The sequence below is a fragment of the Paenibacillus sp. FSL R7-0297 genome, from assembly GCF_038009025.1.
Classification (GTDB): Bacteria; Bacillota; Bacilli; order Paenibacillales; family Paenibacillaceae; genus Paenibacillus_AQ.
Genome location: NZ_JBBPAQ010000001.1, coordinates 909,146 through 926,900, shown reverse-complemented (window position 1 = coordinate 926,900; position 17,755 = coordinate 909,146). Strand labels below are relative to the sequence as shown.

Here is a 17,755-nt window from a genome sequence, read left to right as displayed (position 1 = left end):
CGTGAGGGCAGCTTTTCTTATGCGCGAATAGCACAAGATTCTTCTCCCTATTATGTGAAACCATGCACAACCGTTGGCGTAAATAGCATTATCCAAGTATAGGGAGTGAATCGAATGAGGAACAAAGACTGGCTCAAGGAAAGCGAACGTTTCAATGAAGCGGCTGAATACTATGATAGGTATAGACCCAGTTATCCATTCGCCCTGATTGAGCAGATTGTACAAGAAGCCTCTCTGACTAAGGAGTCCAGAATTCTTGAGATCGGTGCCGGGAGCGGTAAAGCCTCCGAATTATTCCTGGACCGCGGGTATGAGCTGCTATGTATTGAACCGGGCCCACAACTGGCGGAATTGGGAAGACAGAAGCATAGGGATAAAAACGTGCGATTTGTAACCTCCAGGTTTGAGCACTGGTCTGGGCCGGAGACGGATTTCGACCTGATCTTCTCCGCTCAAGCCTTTCATTGGGTGCCGCAGCCGGAAGGTTACAAGAAATGTGGGCGGCTGCTGAAGCCGGGAGGGCGGCTCGCGCTCTTTTGGAATTTTTATCTGCAGGGAGACAGTGAGATGGAGCAAGAGATTGCCGAGGTCTGTGCGGAGTATGAGGTATTCTGGTTTAATAAGCGGGATGTAATTGAACAGAGAGTGGAGCGAACTGTAGCAGAGCTGTCCGGCAGCGGAAATTTCAGAGCCCCGGAGGTCTACCGGTATCCTTGGGACAGCAGGGATGACGCGGATAGCTTCATTAACTTCCTGCGGACCTGCAACGGGTTCATCGGGCTGAAGGAAGCGGAGCAGATTGAATTAAGCGCCAGGTTACATAAGCTGATCGGCCGGAATGGCGGCACCCTGCAAAGGAATTTTATATGTACGCTTTTCATAGCCGAAGCCTTGAATTCTGTGAATTCTTAACATACATAGCTGTCCCTATGCTGTAACAGGCGTACGGGCAGCTTTTTCCTTAAAAGCTAATATGTTGTGGGGTAATTTTATACTTAGTGACTGCAATCACAATTTACCCCCCTGCCCTATGCTAAGCTGTTGCTGAGAAGAATTCTCAATTGTGAGGTGTGCAGATCTTGAGCAAAGTGTTGAAGCTAGATGAGTCTATATTGGAGCTGGTAACCAGGCACCCGGAAGCCGTAGATATTATGGCCGATCTGGGTTTCCATGATATAACGAAGCCTGGAATGCTGCAGACGGCAGGCAGGTTCATGACATTATCCAAGGGCATGAAATTAAAGAGAATAGAGCTGGAAACCGTTCGGCTGGCCTTTGAGCAGCACGGCTTCGAGATTATTGAATAGAAGGAGAGAATATAATGAGCGAACTGATTAATAACCGTGAAGTGGATGTACCGGAGCAGACACGCCGCCAGGCTATGCTGAAGGAGATCATCAAGGAGCTGCATGCGGGTAAAAGTGTAGAGGAAGTTAAGGCGCGTTTTGCCGAAGCGGTAGGCGATGTGACTGTAGCTGAGATATCTGCCATGGAGCATTCCCTGATGACGGAGGAGGGCATTCCGGTAGAGGAAGTACAGCGCCTTTGCTCCGTTCATACGGCCATCTTCAAAGGCTCAATTGAGCAAATTCACCGTTCCTCGAAGGCCGAAGAGCAGCCGGGGCATCCTGTGCATACCTTCAAGCTGGAGAACCGTGAGATTGAACGGCTGGTTAACTTCCGGCTGGAGCTGCACACAGACAAGTTCAAGAAGAACGCCAGCGAAGAGATCATCTTCAAGCTGCTGGAGGATCTGAGCCTACTGCTCGACCTCGACAAGCATTACAGCCGCAAGGAGAATCTGCTGTTTCCTTACTTAGAGAAGTACGGCATTTATGGTCCAACCAAGGTAATGTGGGGCGTGGATGACGGGATCCGCAATATGATTAAGGAAGCCAAGAAAGCACTCAGCGCGTATAGCGGGGAGTCTGAGCAGATTGCAGTTTCACTGGAGGAGATCATTAAAGAAGTCAACGAGATGATCTTCAAAGAAGAGAATATTCTGCTGCCGATGGCACTCGATAAGCTGACTGAAGATGAATGGGTCAAAATCGCCCGCGAAAGTGACGAAATCGGCTTCTGCCTGACCGCGCCGGAGCAGGAATGGATTCCGGAGCGTGCCGCTGAACCGGAGGGTGCCCAGAGCCAGCAAGAAGGAGAAGCTGCATCACCGCAGGGCTTCATCCGTTTTGAGACCGGGCTGCTGTCGCTTCATCAGCTCGAGACGATGATGAATCATCTGCCGGTGGATTTGACCTTTATCGATGAGAACGATGTGGTCCGCTACTTCTCGCATGGCAAGGAACGGATCTTCGCCCGGACCAAGGCGGTTATCGGCCGTACGGTGCAGAACTGTCATCCTCCGCAAAGCGTGCATGTGGTGGAGAAGCTGCTGGCAGATTTCAAGGCAGGCGTTAAGGATGCTGAGGATTTCTGGATTGCCATCAAAGATAAATTCATCTATATCCGCTACTTCGCAGTACGTGATGAGACCGGCCGCTATATGGGGACGCTGGAGTTCACACAGAATATTGCTCCGATCCGTGCCTTAGAGGGGCAAAAGCGTATTTTGTCGGAATAATGGCAGATTTACAGGGACCAGGGCAATAGAAGATTACTTTCAGACTTTCTTGCCTGCCGGGTGAGAAGGTCTTTTTGTTAGGCGGGTTGTCCGCAGACGGAGCATGTCAAAACATCCCATACCGCTTCCTGAAGAACATTGCCCCGGGTGTATCGCCTTTCCTTGACCGCAGGGGAGGCTTCTATTATAGTGGGTACGTAGGATTAACTATTTTAGCATAGAAAAAGGTGGCTTGTAACATGTCTGAAAATATCTACGTTGGCGTGGATTTAGGTGGAACCACGATTAAGGTTGGAATCTGCAATGCCGAGGGAAGCCTGCTGCACACTTACGAAGGTCCAACGGGGACCGCAGACGGCGTCGATGCCGTTATCGATAATATCGAGAAGTATGTGCGCCTGATTGTGGAGGACTCTCCGTATTCCTGGGAACAGCTTGCCGGTGTGGGAGCCGGGCTTGCCGGGTTTACGAATATTCGTGAAGGAATCATCATCCTTGCGCCTAACATAGGATTTAGAGATGTGCCGATCCGTTCCATTCTGGAAGGTCGTTTGAACAAGCCTGTCAAAATAGACAATGACGCCAATGTGGCTGCGCTGGGCGAGGCTTGGAGCGGTGCAGGACGCGGCATTGAGAATTGCGTCTGCTATACGCTGGGTACAGGGGTAGGCGGCGGAATTATTATCAATGGCAAGGTGTATCAGGGCTTTGCCGGTCTGGCCGGAGAGCTTGGCCATATCACAGTAGTTCCCGATCTGGAAGCTATCCAGTGCGGCTGCGGGAACATGGGTTGTTTGGAAACCGTTTCCTCTGCGACTGGCATTATCCGCATGGCGAATGATGCAGTGGCCCGCGGGGACCGCACCACTCTGTCCACGGTGGAGAAGATTGCGGCCAAGGAAGTCTTTGACGCTGCCAAGGCAGGCGATGAAGTCGCTCTGCGTATTGTGAACCGTGCAGCATTCTACCTGGGCAAATCGATGGCTGCGGTGGCTGCGGTACTGAATCCGGAAGTGTTTATCGTAGGCGGCGGCGTATCCAAAGCCGGCGATATCCTGTTTGATGAAGTCCGCCGTGTATTCGCCAAGCTAACACCTGCACCTCTGCAGACTGGTGTTACCATCGTGCCTGCGGAGCTTGGCAATGATGCCGGTATTATTGGTGCGGCAGGTCTTTTGCTGCGTTCTTAAGGAGCAGGAATTATTCATATACTAACCTTAGGGAGGGGACGCTCTAATGACCGAATTCGAGCAAATATCGCCCGGTCGTGCCACCCTGATCATCATTACCGGCATGTCGGGAGCAGGCAAGACGATTGCAGTGCAGAGCCTGGAGGATCTCGGCTTCTTCTGCGTCGATAATCTTCCGCCAGTGCTGATCCCGAAGTTCGCCGAATTGATTGAGCAGTCCAAAGGCAAAATCGCCAAAGTGGCGCTCGTGATCGACCTCAGGGGACGGGAATTCTTCACCGCTCTGTCGGAGTCTCTGGCCTATATCAAGGACGAGTCGACCATAGGCTTTGAGATTCTTTTCCTGGATGCAACAGATTCAGTGCTTGTGCAACGCTACAAAGAGAGCCGGCGTCACCACCCGCTTGCTCCCAAGGGCATGCCGCTTGACGGTATCCGGATGGAGCGCCAAATGCTGGAGGAGCTCAAGAATTCAGCTACCCTGTGTCTGGATACCAGCAGCATGAAGCCGGCACAGCTCAAAGAAAAAATTGTGTCACGGTTCTCCCATCTCGGGAAAAGCACCCTCTCCGTTAACATTACTTCGTTTGGGTTCAAGTATGGTATTCCGATTGATGCTGACCTGGTGTTCGATGTCCGCTTCCTGCCTAATCCGCATTATGTGGATCAGCTGCGGCCCAAGACAGGCCAAGACAACGATGTGTATGACTATGTGATGAAATGGCCTGAAACGCAGACGTTCCTGACCAAGCTGCTTGACATGCTTCAATTTCTTATTCCGCAATACCGCAAGGAAGGCAAATCCCAGATTATTATCGGCATCGGCTGTACAGGCGGCAAACACCGTTCCGTAGCCATTGCAGAGTATCTGGGCAAAATGCTGGGGGTAAGCGAGACGGAATCGGTAGCAATCAGCCATCGGGATTCCGAACGTGATCGGCATTGACGAGAGAAGGGATGAGTAGTGACTGAAGAACAAGGGCAGCGTCCGAAGATCGTCGTCATGGGCGGCGGTACCGGGCTGTCTGTTATGCTTCGGGGATTGAAGGAGAAGCCGCTGGATATTACGGCTATCGTAACCGTGGCAGATGACGGGGGGAGCTCCGGGATTCTGCGCAGTGAGCTGCAAATGCCGCCTCCGGGGGATATCCGTAACGTACTGACGGCTATGGCCGATGTAGAGCCTCTGATGGCTCAGATCATGCGCTACCGTTTCAGTACCGGAGAGGGCCTCGCCGGACACAGCCTGGGCAATCTGATTCTGGCAGCGCTGACAGACATCTCCGGTGATTTCGTTACGGCAGTCAGAGAGCTTAGCCGCCTTTTCGCCGTCCGCGGCCGGGTGCTGCCCGCTGCAGGCGAAGCGGTGGTCCTGCACGCCGAGATGTCGGATGGTACCCTGATTACCGGCGAATCCAAAATACCGGAGGCCGGCGGTATAATCAAACGTGTGTTCCTGGAGCCTGCCGATGTGGAGCCTCTGCCGGAGGCGCTGGAGGCGATCCGGAATGCGGATGCCATTCTGCTCGGTCCGGGCAGTCTGTATACAAGCATTCTGCCGAATCTGCTGGTGCCGAAGCTGGCTGAAGCTGTCGTGGCCTCGGATGCGATCAAAATATTTGTATGCAATGTAATGACCCAGCCCGGTGAAACGGATAATTATACGGTCAGTGATCATCTTCAGGCGGTATACGACCATATCGGACTGCATCTGTTCGATTATGTAATTGTGAACGACGGAGAGATCCCGGAGCAGGTACAGATCAAATATGCCGAGAAAGGCGCGCGTCCGGTGCAGCTTGACCGCGATGTCGTTGACGGCAACGGATATAAGGTGATTGCCGACAAACTGGTATTATTTAAAACCTATTTGCGGCATGATACAGATAAGCTTAGCCACCATATTTTCCAGCTGGTTCAGGATTGGATTGACAGAAAGAGTTAACATGAAAGAGGTGAGCCCCTTGTCTTTTGCGGCCCTTACCAAAAAAGAGCTGACGATGGTCGAGAGCCAGCCCTGCTGTGAGAAAGCGGAAATGTCAGCGCTGATCCGGATGAATGGTTCGGTGCAGCTTTCGAGCAAAAAGGTTGTTCTCGACATTTCGACGGAGAACGCCGCGATTGCAAGGCGGGTATATTCTTTACTTAAGAAATATTACCAGGTCCATATCGAGCTGCTCGTGCGTAAAAAAATGCGTTTGAAGAAGAATAACGTCTATATCGTAAGAATCCCAAACCGGGTTCAGGAGATCCTGAAGGATCTGCGGATTGTCTCGGAAGGCTTCATCTTCACCGATGGGATCGATGATGAAATCGTCGGCAAGAACTGCTGCAAGCGTGCTTACCTGCGCGGGGCCTTCATGGCTGGCGGCTCGGTGAATAATCCGGAGGGTTCCTCGTATCACCTGGAAATCGCTTCGATGTATGAGGAGCACTGCAAGGCGCTCGTGGAGCTGGCTGGTGAATTTCACCTGAATGCCCGCTGCATAGAACGCAAGAAAGGCTTCATCCTATACATCAAGGAAGGCGAGAAGATTATTGAATTCTTAAGTTTGATCGGAGCCCATCAGGCACTGTTCAAATTCGAGGACGTACGGATCATGCGCGATATGCGTAACTCCGTTAACCGGATCGTCAACTGCGAAACGGCCAATCTTAACAAAACGATCAGCGCCGCGGTACGCCAGATTGAGAATATCAAGCTGCTGCAGCGTGAGGTGGGACTGGAAAGCTTGCCGGATAAGCTGCGTGAGGTTGCGGAAATCAGACTTGCACACCCGGATATCAACCTGAAGGAAGTTGGCGATATGCTGGGCGGCACCGTCAGTAAATCAGGCGTAAACCACCGTTTGCGCAAAATTGATGAGCTGGCTGACAAGGTGCGGGGCAGTTGATTATTTTTTTTCTAGTGCGGTAGAGGTTATAATGATATAATATTATAAAATTAATGTGAAATTTTTGGGCAGATCTCAAATAGGGGGTAAGCGTTTCATGACAAAGCACCCGGTAGTTGTTCGGTTGAAGACGGGGCTCCATGCTCGGCCGGCAGCATTGTTTGTGCAAGAAGCTAATAAGTTTTCGTCGGAGATTTTCGTGGAAAAAGACGATAAAAAAGTTAACGCCAAAAGTATCATGGGCATTATGAGCCTTGCGATCAGTTCCGGTACGGAGATTTATATCAGCGCAGATGGCGCAGATGCGGAACAAGCTGTAACCGCTTTGACAAGTCTTGTAAGTAAGGAAGAACTCGAGAATCAATAAATGGTACACGTCTTACCGAAAGCCCTTAGGGGCTTTTTTTCATATTATTTATGTATAAGGGGAGATACACAGATGCAGATCCAAGGCAGTGAGGTAACATTAGTGGAGCCTACAGAAGCTCTCAGAGAGCCCTATCTGGCATTTTATGAAGAGTGGAAGGCCAGCGGAGAATCATTCGTTCCCTGGGTAGTCGAGATCGATCCTGCTGACTTTGCCGGGATGCTTCAGTCTCTGCGTGAGCATGCCGGCGGTGTGAATATCAAAGACGGATGGGTGAGCAGTTCAACCTTCTGGCTGGTGACAACGGATCAGCGGGTGGTGGCTGCCGTGAACATCAGACACCGGCTGACGGAAGCGTTACTCCGTACAGGCGGGCATATCGGCTATGGCGTGGTCCCTTCGGAGCGCAGACAGGGGTATGCCAGTGAACTTCTGAAGCAGGCCCTCGTGAAAGCTGCTGAACTGGGTATAGAGAAGGCACTCGTGGTCTGCGACGCCGTCAATACAGCATCGGAACGGACGATCCGCAAGAATGGCGGAGTAGAGGATAGCGAATATATTGAGGAGGACGGAAATGTCATCCGGCGTTTCTGGATAGAGACGGAATAAATTATTAAATAACGTACATAGGATATGCAACTTTTGCCATGCTGGTCCGTCTAGAGGGTACCAACAACTTAAAGAAACGAAAGGGGATGGCAAGCATGATGAAATTTGGCAAATCAATCGGAGCAGTGCTGCTGGCAGGAAGCTTGATTATAGGAGGAATGGGGCTGAGCGGGGTGCTAAAAGGTCCTGAAAAGGCTTACGCTGCCGATGAGGTGCAGAAGAATATTGTGAACGTAGTCGGTAAAGGCGAACTTGCGATCAAACCGGATATCGTCTATCTCTCCATCGGGGTAACTACCACGGCTGATACTGCACAAGAGGCGCAGAAGGGTACCGCGGCAAAGATTGCGAAGCTGACTGCATTATTCAAAACAACCTGGGGAATTGCGGACAAGGATATTCAGAGCACGCAGTTCTATGTACAGCCTAATTACATCTATAGCGAAAAGGAAGGCCAGCAGGTTAAAGGCTATAATGCCCAGCATACGCTGAAGATTTCCTACCGTGATCTGACTAAGGTCGGACAATTGCTGGATGCAGCATCGACGGCAGGCGCGAACAATATCGGCAATGCAAGCTTTGCGATCGAAGATCCATCAGCCTTTGAAGCACAGGTTATCGAAAAAGCAATGCAGAATGCAGATGTAAAAGCGGCAGCGATTGCTAAAGCGGCGAAACGCGGACTCGGGCAGGTGGTAACGGTCATTCAGAACGACGACGGGAATAACCCGGTTGTCTTCGTTGAACAGGCCGCCATGTCCAAAGCAGCGAATGATTCAGCTGCCGGAAGCTCCGTTGAACCCGGAGAAGTTAAAGTAACCACTCAGCTGAGCGTAACCTATGAATTGAAATAAAGTGACCGCGAAGAGGCGCTTGCTCTGCTGTTTATGGCAGGGCGGCGCCTTTTTTAGGAGAAATTTTCGTTGAAATCTCTCAAATTGTTTAAATAAATGTAATAAGGTTGATAGAAAGACTCTTCAATCCTTAAGAAACTGTAAAGCGCATTGTAACATCCGCCGACCTTCTTATCCCTATAATAGGAAGAGTGAAGCTGAGGGAACACATCACGTCATAATACATCGCACCAGCGGAAGGGGAAGAACAACAATGAAAATGAATGATACTTCGAAGAAATACGCCCGTAAATGGGGCGCAGGAATGATTGCAGCGGGAATGCTGCTCGGTGGAGCCGCAATACCGGCAGGTATAACTCAGGCAGCTCCAGCAGCTGCTCAGGTGAAGGCTGCATCCTCCCCGGTAGTACTGAAGGTAAACGGCAAGATTGCAGCGCAGAAGGGGCTTTTCCAGGACGGAAAGGTATGGATTCCGGTAACGTTTATGCGCGATGCGCTGGGGATGCCGCTATCTTATGATAAAGCAGAGAAGACGTATACCATCGGTACAGGTACTACACAAACTAAACTGACGGTTACTGAATACTATACTACGATTAAAGTGAACAATTATTTTATCGGCGAATATGAAGTGAAGAATATGGATAACCGCTTCTATGTTTCGTTTGACCTGCTCAGTGATTACTTAGGCTACAAGGGTGACTGGAGTGCCGCTACGGGACGGCTCAATGTGATGAAGAGAACGCAAAATGCGGTAACTATAAAGACTGAGAGCTATGTTAAGGACCATAAAGATGCACCAATCAAGCTGGATTATCCACAGGTCAGCGGTCTTGCAAGTAGCGAGGCTGAGAAGGCAATCAATGATACAATCAAACAGACGATTCAGAAATACGCGGCTTACGCCGAAGATCAAATCTCCCTTAAATCCGAGGACGACCGTCCGTATGAATTCGAAGGCGGTTATGTGGTCACTTATAATCAGGACGGCGTGCTCAGTCTGATCACGAATCAATACGGATATACCGGCGGTGCACATGGATCGACTATCCGCAATGCCTTTACCTTCTCACTTAAAGACGGTAAACGCCTGCTGCTGGGGGATTTGTTCAAGGCTAATCCTAACTACAAGAAACAGCTGAATGCCAAGGTATCTACTGAAATCAAAGCAAACGGAGGTTATCTGGGAGGATTCACAGGCCTGAATACAGAGAAATACTTCTATCTGAAAGAGGGCAAAGCCGTGCTCTTCTTCCAGCAATATGAGTATACTGCATACGCTACAGGCTTCCCGGAGGTAATCTTCAGCTTCAAAGAGCTGCTGCCGGACGGAAGCAGTCCGTTCGCTGCACTGAAATAATATAGTAGTTTCATATATCCTGCCCATGCGTTTCCTCCGGAGACATGAGGGCAGGATTTTTTTGCGGGCCTATTAAGGCCGCCCTGCCGTTACCACATCCCCCGGGCAGTCATAAGCTAAAGAAAGCAAGCAGCTTATAGCGGGGAGGGAAGGCTATGGTCTATCAGTATACGGCCATTGGAGATTCATTAACGACCGGGTTCGGGGCGCTGCCCGGGAACGGATTTGTCCCCGTCTACCGCCGGATGGCGGAAGGGCGGCTGCAGACTCCGGTTGCTTCAGCGAATCTTGGAGTGAACGGTCTGACAACAGCAGGGCTGGAGCAGCGTCTCAAGACAGATGGCGGCTTTCGTTCTGCGGTTAAGGATGCGGAGATCATCACCGTCTCTATTGGCGGCAATGATCTGATTAAGGCCGCCAAAGCCGCAGCGGGGAGGCCAGGTGAGCTGAATGGATATCTGCAAAAAGCGCTCCGGGAATGCAAACGGAATTTCAGTGATATTATGAATACTCTGGCACAGCTGAAGGCGGGTACGCGAAGTCCTTACATTATCCGGATTGTAGGTCTCTATAATCCGTATCCTCAGGTGGATGCGGCTACAGATTGGGTGCGGCAGTTCAACCGCTATGCTGCCGGCTACAGCAGTTATGTTGTGGGGTTTGCTTCCATTTATCATGAATTTGCCGGCAATGAGCGGGGGCTGCTGTTCCTGGATCATATCCATCCGAACGGCAGGGGCTACCGGGTGATTGCCGGCAAGCTGGATGCCCTGGGATATGGAACCTTGAGGTGAAACATCAGTATATATGCCAAATAAAGAGGCTGCCGCAGACCTGTAGGTCCGTGGCAGCCTCTTTATGTGTTGATGAAGTATAGAAATTAAACGCCAGTCGGCAAGGTCTTCTCAATGACTTTATCGACAATGCCATATTCAGCTGCATCGGCAGCACTCATGAAGTAGTCGCGGTCGGTATCCTTCTCGATCTTCTCGATCGGCTGGCCCGTACGTTCGGACAGGATACGGTTCAGCTTCTCGCGCAGCTTGATGATGCGGCGGGCGCGGATTTCGATATCCGAAGCCTGACCCTGGGCACCGCCGAGCGGCTGGTGAATCATAATTTCGCTGTTCGGCAAGGCGAAGCGTTTGCCCTTGGCGCCGGCGTTCAGCAGGAAGGCACCCATGGAAGCGGCCATCCCTACACAGATGGTGGATACATCCGGTTTAATGTACTGCATTGTATCAAATATAGCCATACCCGCTGTAATGGAACCGCCAGGGCTGTTTACATACAGGTGAATATCCTTATCCGGATCCTCGGCAGCCAGGAAGAGCATTTGTGCGATGATGGAATTGGCTACCACGTCATTAACCTCCGTTCCAAGGAAAATGATGCGGTCCTTCAGCAGGCGGGAATAGATGTCATAAGCGCGCTCACCGCGGTTGCTCTGTTCTACTACCATAGGAATATAACTCACGTGGAAAACCTCCTTGAAATTGGTGCTTCGAATGTGTTCATTTTTTACTGTTACCGTATTAACCACATGATAAACAAATTCAAACAAAAAGTCAAAGAAAGTCAAACTTAGATTCAAAAAAAAGAGCCATCAAGCGGCTCTTTGGTTAAATATAATATAAGCATTGCTAAATTATGTACAAAAGTGAAAATAATGGCGCGCCCGCCAAGAATCGAACTTGGATCTCAGGCTTCGGAGGCCTACGTCATATCCATTGGACCACGGGCGCAACAGAAATTATTATAATACACTTATTGCATAAAAGCAACGTGTAAAACCCGTTGTGCAAAAAAAAATTTTCCGGCTCCCAGGCAGATGATAGCTTCCCACTTGACAGTCAGGTGATGGAGGTTTTCAGTCATGTGCTTAAGGGCGTGGTTACCTCTCACAGACCGGCAGATGTATAAGATGAAACGGGTCTGAGAATTATAGTCTCGGAACACTTGCACTCGGCGTCAGTTTTGGGTAGAATATGGGTGGGACTTAAAAAGTTAACCCGGGACATTTTGAGACCACGAACAAGGGAAAAGAGAAAGACGAAGTTGCAGGAGTGAAAGCATGCGTAATTTATTGGAAATCCAAAAGCAGCTTCTGCCTGATCTCATGGAAACCCTTAAGAGACGGTATACGATTCTACATCAGATCATGCTGTCCGATATTATTGGGCGCCGAACGCTTGCCGCCTCGCTTGATATGACCGAGCGGGTGCTGCGCGCCGAGACGGATCTTCTGAAATCGCAAGGGCTCATTGAGATCGAGAGCGTCGGCATGCGCATTAGCGAAGCCGGTCGCAGACTGCTTGACCTGCTGGAGCCGATCGCCAAGAGCCTCTTCGGCCTGGATGATCTGGAAGAGAAAATTCGTACTACGTACGGTCTCAGTAAAGTAGTTGTTGTACCTGGCGACTGCGAGACCTCGCTGTTCACCAAACGTGAACTGGGGCGTGCAGGTTCGAAGGCACTGCTCAGTGTACTGCGCAGTGACGATACGATTGCCGTCACAGGCGGATCGACCCTGGCCGAAATGGCCGATCAGTTGACCCCGCCGCTATCCCTTTCCTATAAGAACGCCTGGGTAGTTCCGGCGCGCGGAGGACTGGGAGAGAGCATGGAGATCCAAGCCAACACCATTGCTTCGACCATGGCCAAACGGATTGGTGCCAATTACCGTCTGCTGCATGTGCCTGATCTGCTCAGCGGCGATGCCTATCAGTCGCTCGCACTGGACTCCAATATTGGAGAGATTGTGCAGATTATCCGCAGATCGCGTATTATTGTGCATGGAATTGGCGATGCCATTGAAATGACTCACCGCCGCAAGCTGGACCCCGGTACAATCTCAGAGATTCAGGACGAGGGTGCGGTAGCCGAATCGTTCGGATATTATTTCAATGAGAATGGCGAGGTGGTTCATACCATGCTGACCATGGGGCTGCGCCTGGAAGACATTATCCGTACAGAAGTCGTCATCGGTATTGCCGGCGGCAAACGCAAGGCTAAGGCCATTCATGCGATGCTGCGGTTCGGCCAAGAGGATATTCTCGTAACAGACGAGGCGGCTGCTATCGAAATCGGCAAAGAAATCGACAAACAATTGCAAGAGGTCCTATAGATTCCATTTTATGGGACGCGCGCAAAGGTATTATGCATTATACTTAACCTTGTTGTCTTGACGAGCCTCACGGCTTGTCTTGAATAAATAAAACGAAATCTAGGAGGAACTATTCAATGAGTGTAAAAGTTGGTATTAACGGTTTTGGACGTATTGGACGCCTTGCATTCCGCCGTATTCAAAATGTAGAAGGTATCGAAGTGGTAGCAATCAATGACTTGACTGACGCTAAGATGCTTGCTCATTTGCTTAAATATGATACAACTCAAGGTAAATTCCAAGGCGATGTTGAAGTTCACGACGGCTTCTTCAAAGTTAACGGTAAAGATGTTAAGGTTCTGGCGAACCGCAACCCTGAAGAACTTCCTTGGGGAGAGCTTGGCGTTGATATCGTTCTGGAATGCACAGGTTTCTTCACAACTAAAGAAGCAGCTGAAAAGCACCTTAAAGGCGGAGCTAAGAAAGTAGTTATTTCCGCTCCAGCTACAGGCGACATGAAGACTGTTGTTTACAACGTTAACGATGACATCCTTGACGGTAGCGAAACAGTAATCTCCGGCGCATCTTGCACAACGAACTGTCTGGCTCCTATGGCCAAAGTTCTGAACGACAAATTCGGTATCATCGAAGGCTTGATGACTACTATCCACGCTTACACAGGTGACCAGAATACACTTGATGCTCCACACGCTAAAGGCGACTTCAGACGTGCCCGCGCTGCTGCTGAGAACATCATCCCTAACACTACCGGTGCTGCAAAAGCAATCGGCCTGGTAATTCCAGAACTTAAAGGCAAACTTGACGGTGCAGCACAACGTGTGCCTGTAGCTACGGGTTCCCTGACTGAGCTGGTTACTGTTCTGGATAAGAGCGTAACTGTTGAAGAAATCAACGCAGCCATGAAAGAAGCTTCCGATCCGGAAACTTACGGCTACACTGAAGATGAAATCGTATCTTCCGACATCAAGGGTATGACTTTCGGTTCCCTGTTCGATGCTACACAAACTAAAGTTCTGACTGTTGGCGACAAACAACTGGTTAAGACCGTTGCTTGGTATGACAATGAAATGTCCTACACTGCACAGCTCGTTCGTACTCTAGAAAAATTCGCTAAACTTGCTCAATAATACCGATTTTATATAGGCAGTACAATAGAGCGGAAACAATGAAAGTCTGTTTCCGCTCTTTCTAAATGAAATGGATTCGTGAATGAACCAATTTTGGGTGTGGAGGAAATGTTAATCATGAACAAAAAAAGTGTCCGTGATGTAGAAGTAAAAGGCAAACGCGTATTCGTGCGTGTGGATTTCAACGTGCCAGTGGAAGACGGTAAGATCACTGATGATACCCGTATCCGCGAAACCCTTCCAACAATTAAATACCTGATTGAGAACGGTGCAAAGGTCATTCTGGCCAGCCATATGGGCCGTCCTAAAGGTGAATTCGTCGATTCCATGCGGTTGACTTCCGCAGCTGTACGTCTGTCCGAATTGCTCGGCAAACCGGTAGCCAAAGCTGATGAAGCGATTGGCGAAGCGGTAAAAGCACAAATCGCTGAACTGAACGAAGGCGACGTGCTTGTGCTTGAGAATGTCCGTTTCTATAAAGGTGAAGAAAAGAACGATCCTGAACTGGCTAAGCAGTTCGCTGAACTGGCTGACCTGTTCGTCAATGACGCATTCGGTGCGGCTCACCGTGCCCATGCTTCGACAGAGGGTATCGCTCACTTCCTGCCTGCAGTATCCGGCCTTCTGATGGAGAAGGAATTGTCCGTTCTGGGCAAAGCCCTGTCCAATCCTGAACGTCCTTTCACTGCGATCATCGGCGGATCCAAAGTTAAAGACAAAATTGACGTGATCGACAACCTGCTGACTCTGGCTGACAACGTATTGATTGGCGGCGGCCTTTCTTACACCTTCACCAAAGCACAAGGTTACGAAATCGGAAATTCTTTGGTAGACAACGACAAGATCGATGCTGCGCTTGGATTTATCGAAAAAGCCAAAGCACTCGGCAAAAACTTTGTGCTTCCGGTTGACGTAGTTATCGCTGACAAGTTCGGCGCAGATGCCAACACCAAAATTGTAGATGTGACTGAAATTCCTGCTGGCTGGGAAGGTCTGGACATCGGTCCTAAAACCCGTGAAATTTATGCCGATATCATCAAAAACTCCAAGCTGGTTGTTTGGAACGGACCTATGGGCGTATTCGAAATTGATATCTTCGCTGAAGGTACAATTGCTGTAGCCCAGGCTTGCGCAACTACCGAAGGCTACACAGTTATCGGCGGTGGTGATTCCGCGGCAGCTGCTGAGAAATTCCACCTCGCAGACCAAATGGATCATATCTCCACTGGCGGGGGCGCATCACTCGAGTTCATGGAAGGTAAGGCACTTCCAGGCGTAGAAGCACTGAACGACAAGTAAGACGTAGAAGGTAGAAGGAGGCATTCCATTACTATGAGTAGAACACCTATCATTGCCGGCAACTGGAAAATGTTCAAAACCGTTCCGGAAGCCGAAGGCTTCATCGCTGAAATCAAAGGCCAGGCGGAAGTTGAAGGCGTAGAGACTGTAATCTGCGCACCATTCACTAACCTGCCTGCACTTGTTGCAGCGGTACAAGGCACCAGCATCAAAATTGGTGCTCAGAACCTTCACTTCGAAGATAACGGTGCTTACACAGGCGAGATCAGCGGTGTAATGCTGAAAGATCTCGGCGTGGAATACGTTATTATCGGCCACTCCGAACGCCGTGCATACTTCGGCGAGACGGACGAAATCGTCAACAAAAAAATGCATGCGGCATTCCGCCATGGTATTACTCCAATTGTCTGTGTAGGCGAAAAGCTCGAAGAGCGCGAAGCGGACCAGACTAAAGATGTATGCAAAGTGCAGACTGAAGCGGCATTTGCCGGACTTAGCGCGGAACAGGCAGCAAGCGTAGTTATCGCTTATGAGCCTATCTGGGCTATTGGTACAGGTAAATCCTCTACTTCCCAGGACGCTAATGAAGTTATTGCTTACATCCGTACCCTTGTAAAAGGCCTGTACGATGAAGCAACTGCTGAAGCTGTCCGTATCCAATACGGCGGTAGCGTAAAGCCTGAGAATGTAACGGAGTACATGAGTCAAAGCGACATCGACGGCGCTCTAGTCGGCGGTGCCAGCCTGCAGCCTGCTTCCTTCGTTTCACTCGTTGAGGGGGCGAAATAAGAATGTCAGCACCAAAACCTGTAGCTCTAATCATCATGGACGGTTTCGGTTTGCGTAATACGGATGAAGGCAACGCAGTTGCCCAAGCCAACAAACCGAACTACGACCGTTACCTGAAACAATATCCGAACACTACACTTACCGCTTGCGGTGAAGCTGTAGGTCTGCCGGAAGGACAAATGGGTAACTCTGAAGTAGGGCACCTTAACATCGGCGCAGGCCGGATCGTATACCAGGATCTGACCCGCATCGATAAGTCTATCCGTGATGGGGAATTCTTCGAGAACGAAACGCTGGTTGCTGCGGTGAGAAGCGCCAAAACAACCGGCAAAAAGCTTCACCTCTATGCACTTGTATCCGATGGCGGCGTGCACAGTCACATTAACCACCTGTTCGCGATGCTCGATCTGGCCAAAAAAGAAGATTTGCATGAAGTTTATATTCATGCCTTCATGGATGGCCGCGACGTACCACCCGACAGTGGACAGAAGTTCATTCAGGAACTGGTAGCCAAGATCGAAGAGGTTGGCGTAGGTACGATTGCTACGGTATCCGGACGTTATTATGCCATGGACCGTGACAAACGCTGGGAACGTGTAGAGAAGGCTTATCGTGCAATGGTGTATGGCGAAGGTCCTAAATATACCGATGCACTTCAGGCAATCACTGGATCTTACCAGAATTCTGTGTATGATGAATTTGTAGAGCCAAGTGTGATTGTAGATAGCCTGGGCAACCCGGTTGCGACAGTGGAAAGCGGCGATTCTGTCATTTTCCTTAACTTCCGTCCTGACCGTGCCATTCAGCTGTCGCAAGTATTCACGAACTCTGACTTCCGCGGTTTCGACCGTGGCCCTAAGTTCCCTGAAGGTCTGCACTTCGTATGTCTGACAACCTTCAGCGAGACGGTTCAAGGCTTCGTGGCTTACTCCCCGAAGAACCTGGACAACACGCTCGGTGAAGTGCTGGTTCAGCAGAACAAGAAGCAGCTGCGTATCGCGGAAACTGAGAAGTATCCGCATGTTACCTTCTTCTTCAGCGGCGGACGTGATGAGGAGCTTCCCGGCGAAACACGCATCCTGATTAACTCACCGAAAGTGGCAACCTATGATCTGCAGCCTGAGATGAGCGCATACGAAGTGGCGGCGGCCTGCGTAGCGGAGATCGAAGCAGACAGACAAGATGCCATTATCCTGAACTTTGCTAACCCTGATATGGTTGGACACTCCGGCATGCTGGAGCCTACTATTAAGGCAGTTGAAGTGACGGACGAATGCGTAGGTAAAGTTGTGGATGCAGTGGTTGCCAAAGGCGGCGTTGCAATCATCATTGCCGATCACGGCAATGCGGATATGGTATTCGATGAGAACGGCCGTCCGTTCACAGCCCATACTACCAACCCTGTTCCTTTCATTGTTACGACTGAAGATGTAGTACTGCGCGAATCCGGTATTCTCGCAGACGTAGCACCGACAATCTTAGATCTGATGGGACTTCCGCAGCCTGCGGAAATGACCGGACAATCCATGATTGCCAGCCGCAAATAGGTAATACCCTA

Annotated in this window: 18 protein-coding genes and 1 tRNA gene; 17 read left to right on the top strand and 2 right to left on the bottom strand. The window is 50.1% G+C overall.

Annotated elements, in window-relative coordinates:
* Positions 1-114 precede the first annotated feature (114 nt).
* The 12 genes from MKZ24_RS03850 to MKZ24_RS03795 all read left to right on the top strand — a co-directional run bounded on the left by MKZ24_RS03850 (position 115) and on the right by MKZ24_RS03795 (position 10,649).
* Positions 115-912 (top strand): class I SAM-dependent methyltransferase, encoded by a 798-nt coding sequence (locus tag MKZ24_RS03850; protein ID WP_052421606.1) that lies wholly within the window; start codon positions 115-117, stop codon positions 910-912.
* A gap of 167 nt (positions 913-1,079) precedes the next feature.
* On the top strand, positions 1,080-1,307 hold the full coding sequence (locus MKZ24_RS03845) for a DUF1858 domain-containing protein (protein ID WP_042132748.1): 228 nt from the start codon (positions 1,080-1,082) through the stop codon (positions 1,305-1,307).
* A 14-nt stretch (positions 1,308-1,321) separates the two neighbouring features.
* Positions 1,322-2,581: a DUF438 domain-containing protein gene (locus tag MKZ24_RS03840; RefSeq protein WP_042132749.1), complete on the top strand. Its 1,260-nt coding sequence runs from the start codon at positions 1,322-1,324 to the stop codon at positions 2,579-2,581.
* A 239-nt stretch (positions 2,582-2,820) separates the two neighbouring features.
* Complete coding sequence (locus MKZ24_RS03835; RefSeq protein WP_039302392.1) at positions 2,821-3,771, top strand: ROK family glucokinase; 951 nt, start codon at positions 2,821-2,823, stop codon at positions 3,769-3,771.
* 46 nt (positions 3,772-3,817) lie between these two features.
* Positions 3,818-4,717 carry an RNase adapter RapZ gene (gene rapZ / locus MKZ24_RS03830; RefSeq protein ID WP_039302396.1) on the top strand — a complete coding sequence of 300 codons (900 nt, stop codon included), beginning with the start codon at positions 3,818-3,820 and terminating at the stop codon, positions 4,715-4,717.
* Between the two features lie 57 nt (positions 4,718-4,774).
* The gene (locus tag MKZ24_RS03825; RefSeq protein ID WP_042140618.1) at positions 4,775-5,716 is read left to right on the top strand and encodes a gluconeogenesis factor YvcK family protein; all 942 of its coding nucleotides are present in this window, start codon (positions 4,775-4,777) and stop codon (positions 5,714-5,716) included.
* Between the two features lie 19 nt (positions 5,717-5,735).
* Positions 5,736-6,665 (top strand): DNA-binding protein WhiA, encoded by a 930-nt coding sequence (gene whiA / locus MKZ24_RS03820; RefSeq protein WP_039302402.1) that lies wholly within the window; start codon positions 5,736-5,738, stop codon positions 6,663-6,665.
* A 97-nt stretch (positions 6,666-6,762) separates the two neighbouring features.
* Complete coding sequence (locus MKZ24_RS03815; protein ID WP_036651317.1) at positions 6,763-7,032, top strand: HPr family phosphocarrier protein; 270 nt, start codon at positions 6,763-6,765, stop codon at positions 7,030-7,032.
* Positions 7,033-7,104: 72 nt separating this feature from the next.
* On the top strand, positions 7,105-7,641 hold the full coding sequence (locus MKZ24_RS03810) for a GNAT family N-acetyltransferase (protein ID WP_340781360.1): 537 nt from the start codon (positions 7,105-7,107) through the stop codon (positions 7,639-7,641).
* Between the two features lie 95 nt (positions 7,642-7,736).
* Positions 7,737-8,495: an SIMPL domain-containing protein gene (locus MKZ24_RS03805; RefSeq protein ID WP_076243422.1), complete on the top strand. Its 759-nt coding sequence runs from the start codon at positions 7,737-7,739 to the stop codon at positions 8,493-8,495.
* Positions 8,496-8,748: 253 nt separating this feature from the next.
* The gene (locus tag MKZ24_RS03800; protein WP_052421607.1) at positions 8,749-9,855 is read left to right on the top strand and encodes a PdaC/SigV domain-containing protein; all 1,107 of its coding nucleotides are present in this window, start codon (positions 8,749-8,751) and stop codon (positions 9,853-9,855) included.
* Positions 9,856-10,010: 155 nt separating this feature from the next.
* A complete protein-coding gene (locus MKZ24_RS03795; RefSeq protein ID WP_042132752.1) occupies positions 10,011-10,649 on the top strand; it encodes a GDSL-type esterase/lipase family protein in 639 nt (212 codons plus the stop codon).
* Positions 10,650-10,735: 86 nt separating this feature from the next.
* On the opposite strand, the gene clpP is transcribed toward MKZ24_RS03795, so the two are convergent.
* Both clpP and MKZ24_RS03785 read right to left on the bottom strand, forming a co-directional pair.
* Positions 10,736-11,332 carry an ATP-dependent Clp endopeptidase proteolytic subunit ClpP gene (gene clpP, locus MKZ24_RS03790; RefSeq protein ID WP_042132753.1) on the bottom strand — a complete coding sequence of 199 codons (597 nt, stop codon included), beginning with the start codon at positions 11,330-11,332 and terminating at the stop codon, positions 10,736-10,738.
* Between the two features lie 193 nt (positions 11,333-11,525).
* Positions 11,526-11,600 (bottom strand) — tRNA-Arg (locus MKZ24_RS03785).
* A gap of 329 nt (positions 11,601-11,929) precedes the next feature.
* Between MKZ24_RS03785 and MKZ24_RS03780 the strand changes: the two genes are divergently transcribed.
* The 5 genes from MKZ24_RS03780 to gpmI all read left to right on the top strand — a co-directional run bounded on the left by MKZ24_RS03780 (position 11,930) and on the right by gpmI (position 17,744).
* Positions 11,930-12,982 (top strand): sugar-binding transcriptional regulator, encoded by a 1,053-nt coding sequence (locus MKZ24_RS03780; protein ID WP_042132754.1) that lies wholly within the window; start codon positions 11,930-11,932, stop codon positions 12,980-12,982.
* A 116-nt stretch (positions 12,983-13,098) separates the two neighbouring features.
* Positions 13,099-14,109: a type I glyceraldehyde-3-phosphate dehydrogenase gene (gene gap, locus MKZ24_RS03775; RefSeq protein ID WP_039302421.1), complete on the top strand. Its 1,011-nt coding sequence runs from the start codon at positions 13,099-13,101 to the stop codon at positions 14,107-14,109.
* Positions 14,110-14,226: 117 nt separating this feature from the next.
* Complete coding sequence (locus MKZ24_RS03770; protein ID WP_042132755.1) at positions 14,227-15,408, top strand: phosphoglycerate kinase; 1,182 nt, start codon at positions 14,227-14,229, stop codon at positions 15,406-15,408.
* A gap of 33 nt (positions 15,409-15,441) precedes the next feature.
* Positions 15,442-16,197, top strand: coding sequence for a triose-phosphate isomerase (gene tpiA / locus MKZ24_RS03765; protein ID WP_039302428.1), 756 nt, complete (start codon positions 15,442-15,444; stop codon positions 16,195-16,197).
* Between the two features lie 2 nt (positions 16,198-16,199).
* Entirely contained in the window at positions 16,200-17,744 is a 1,545-nt protein-coding gene (gene gpmI / locus MKZ24_RS03760; RefSeq protein ID WP_042132756.1) for a 2,3-bisphosphoglycerate-independent phosphoglycerate mutase, read from the top strand.
* Positions 17,745-17,755: the final 11 nt, after the last annotated feature.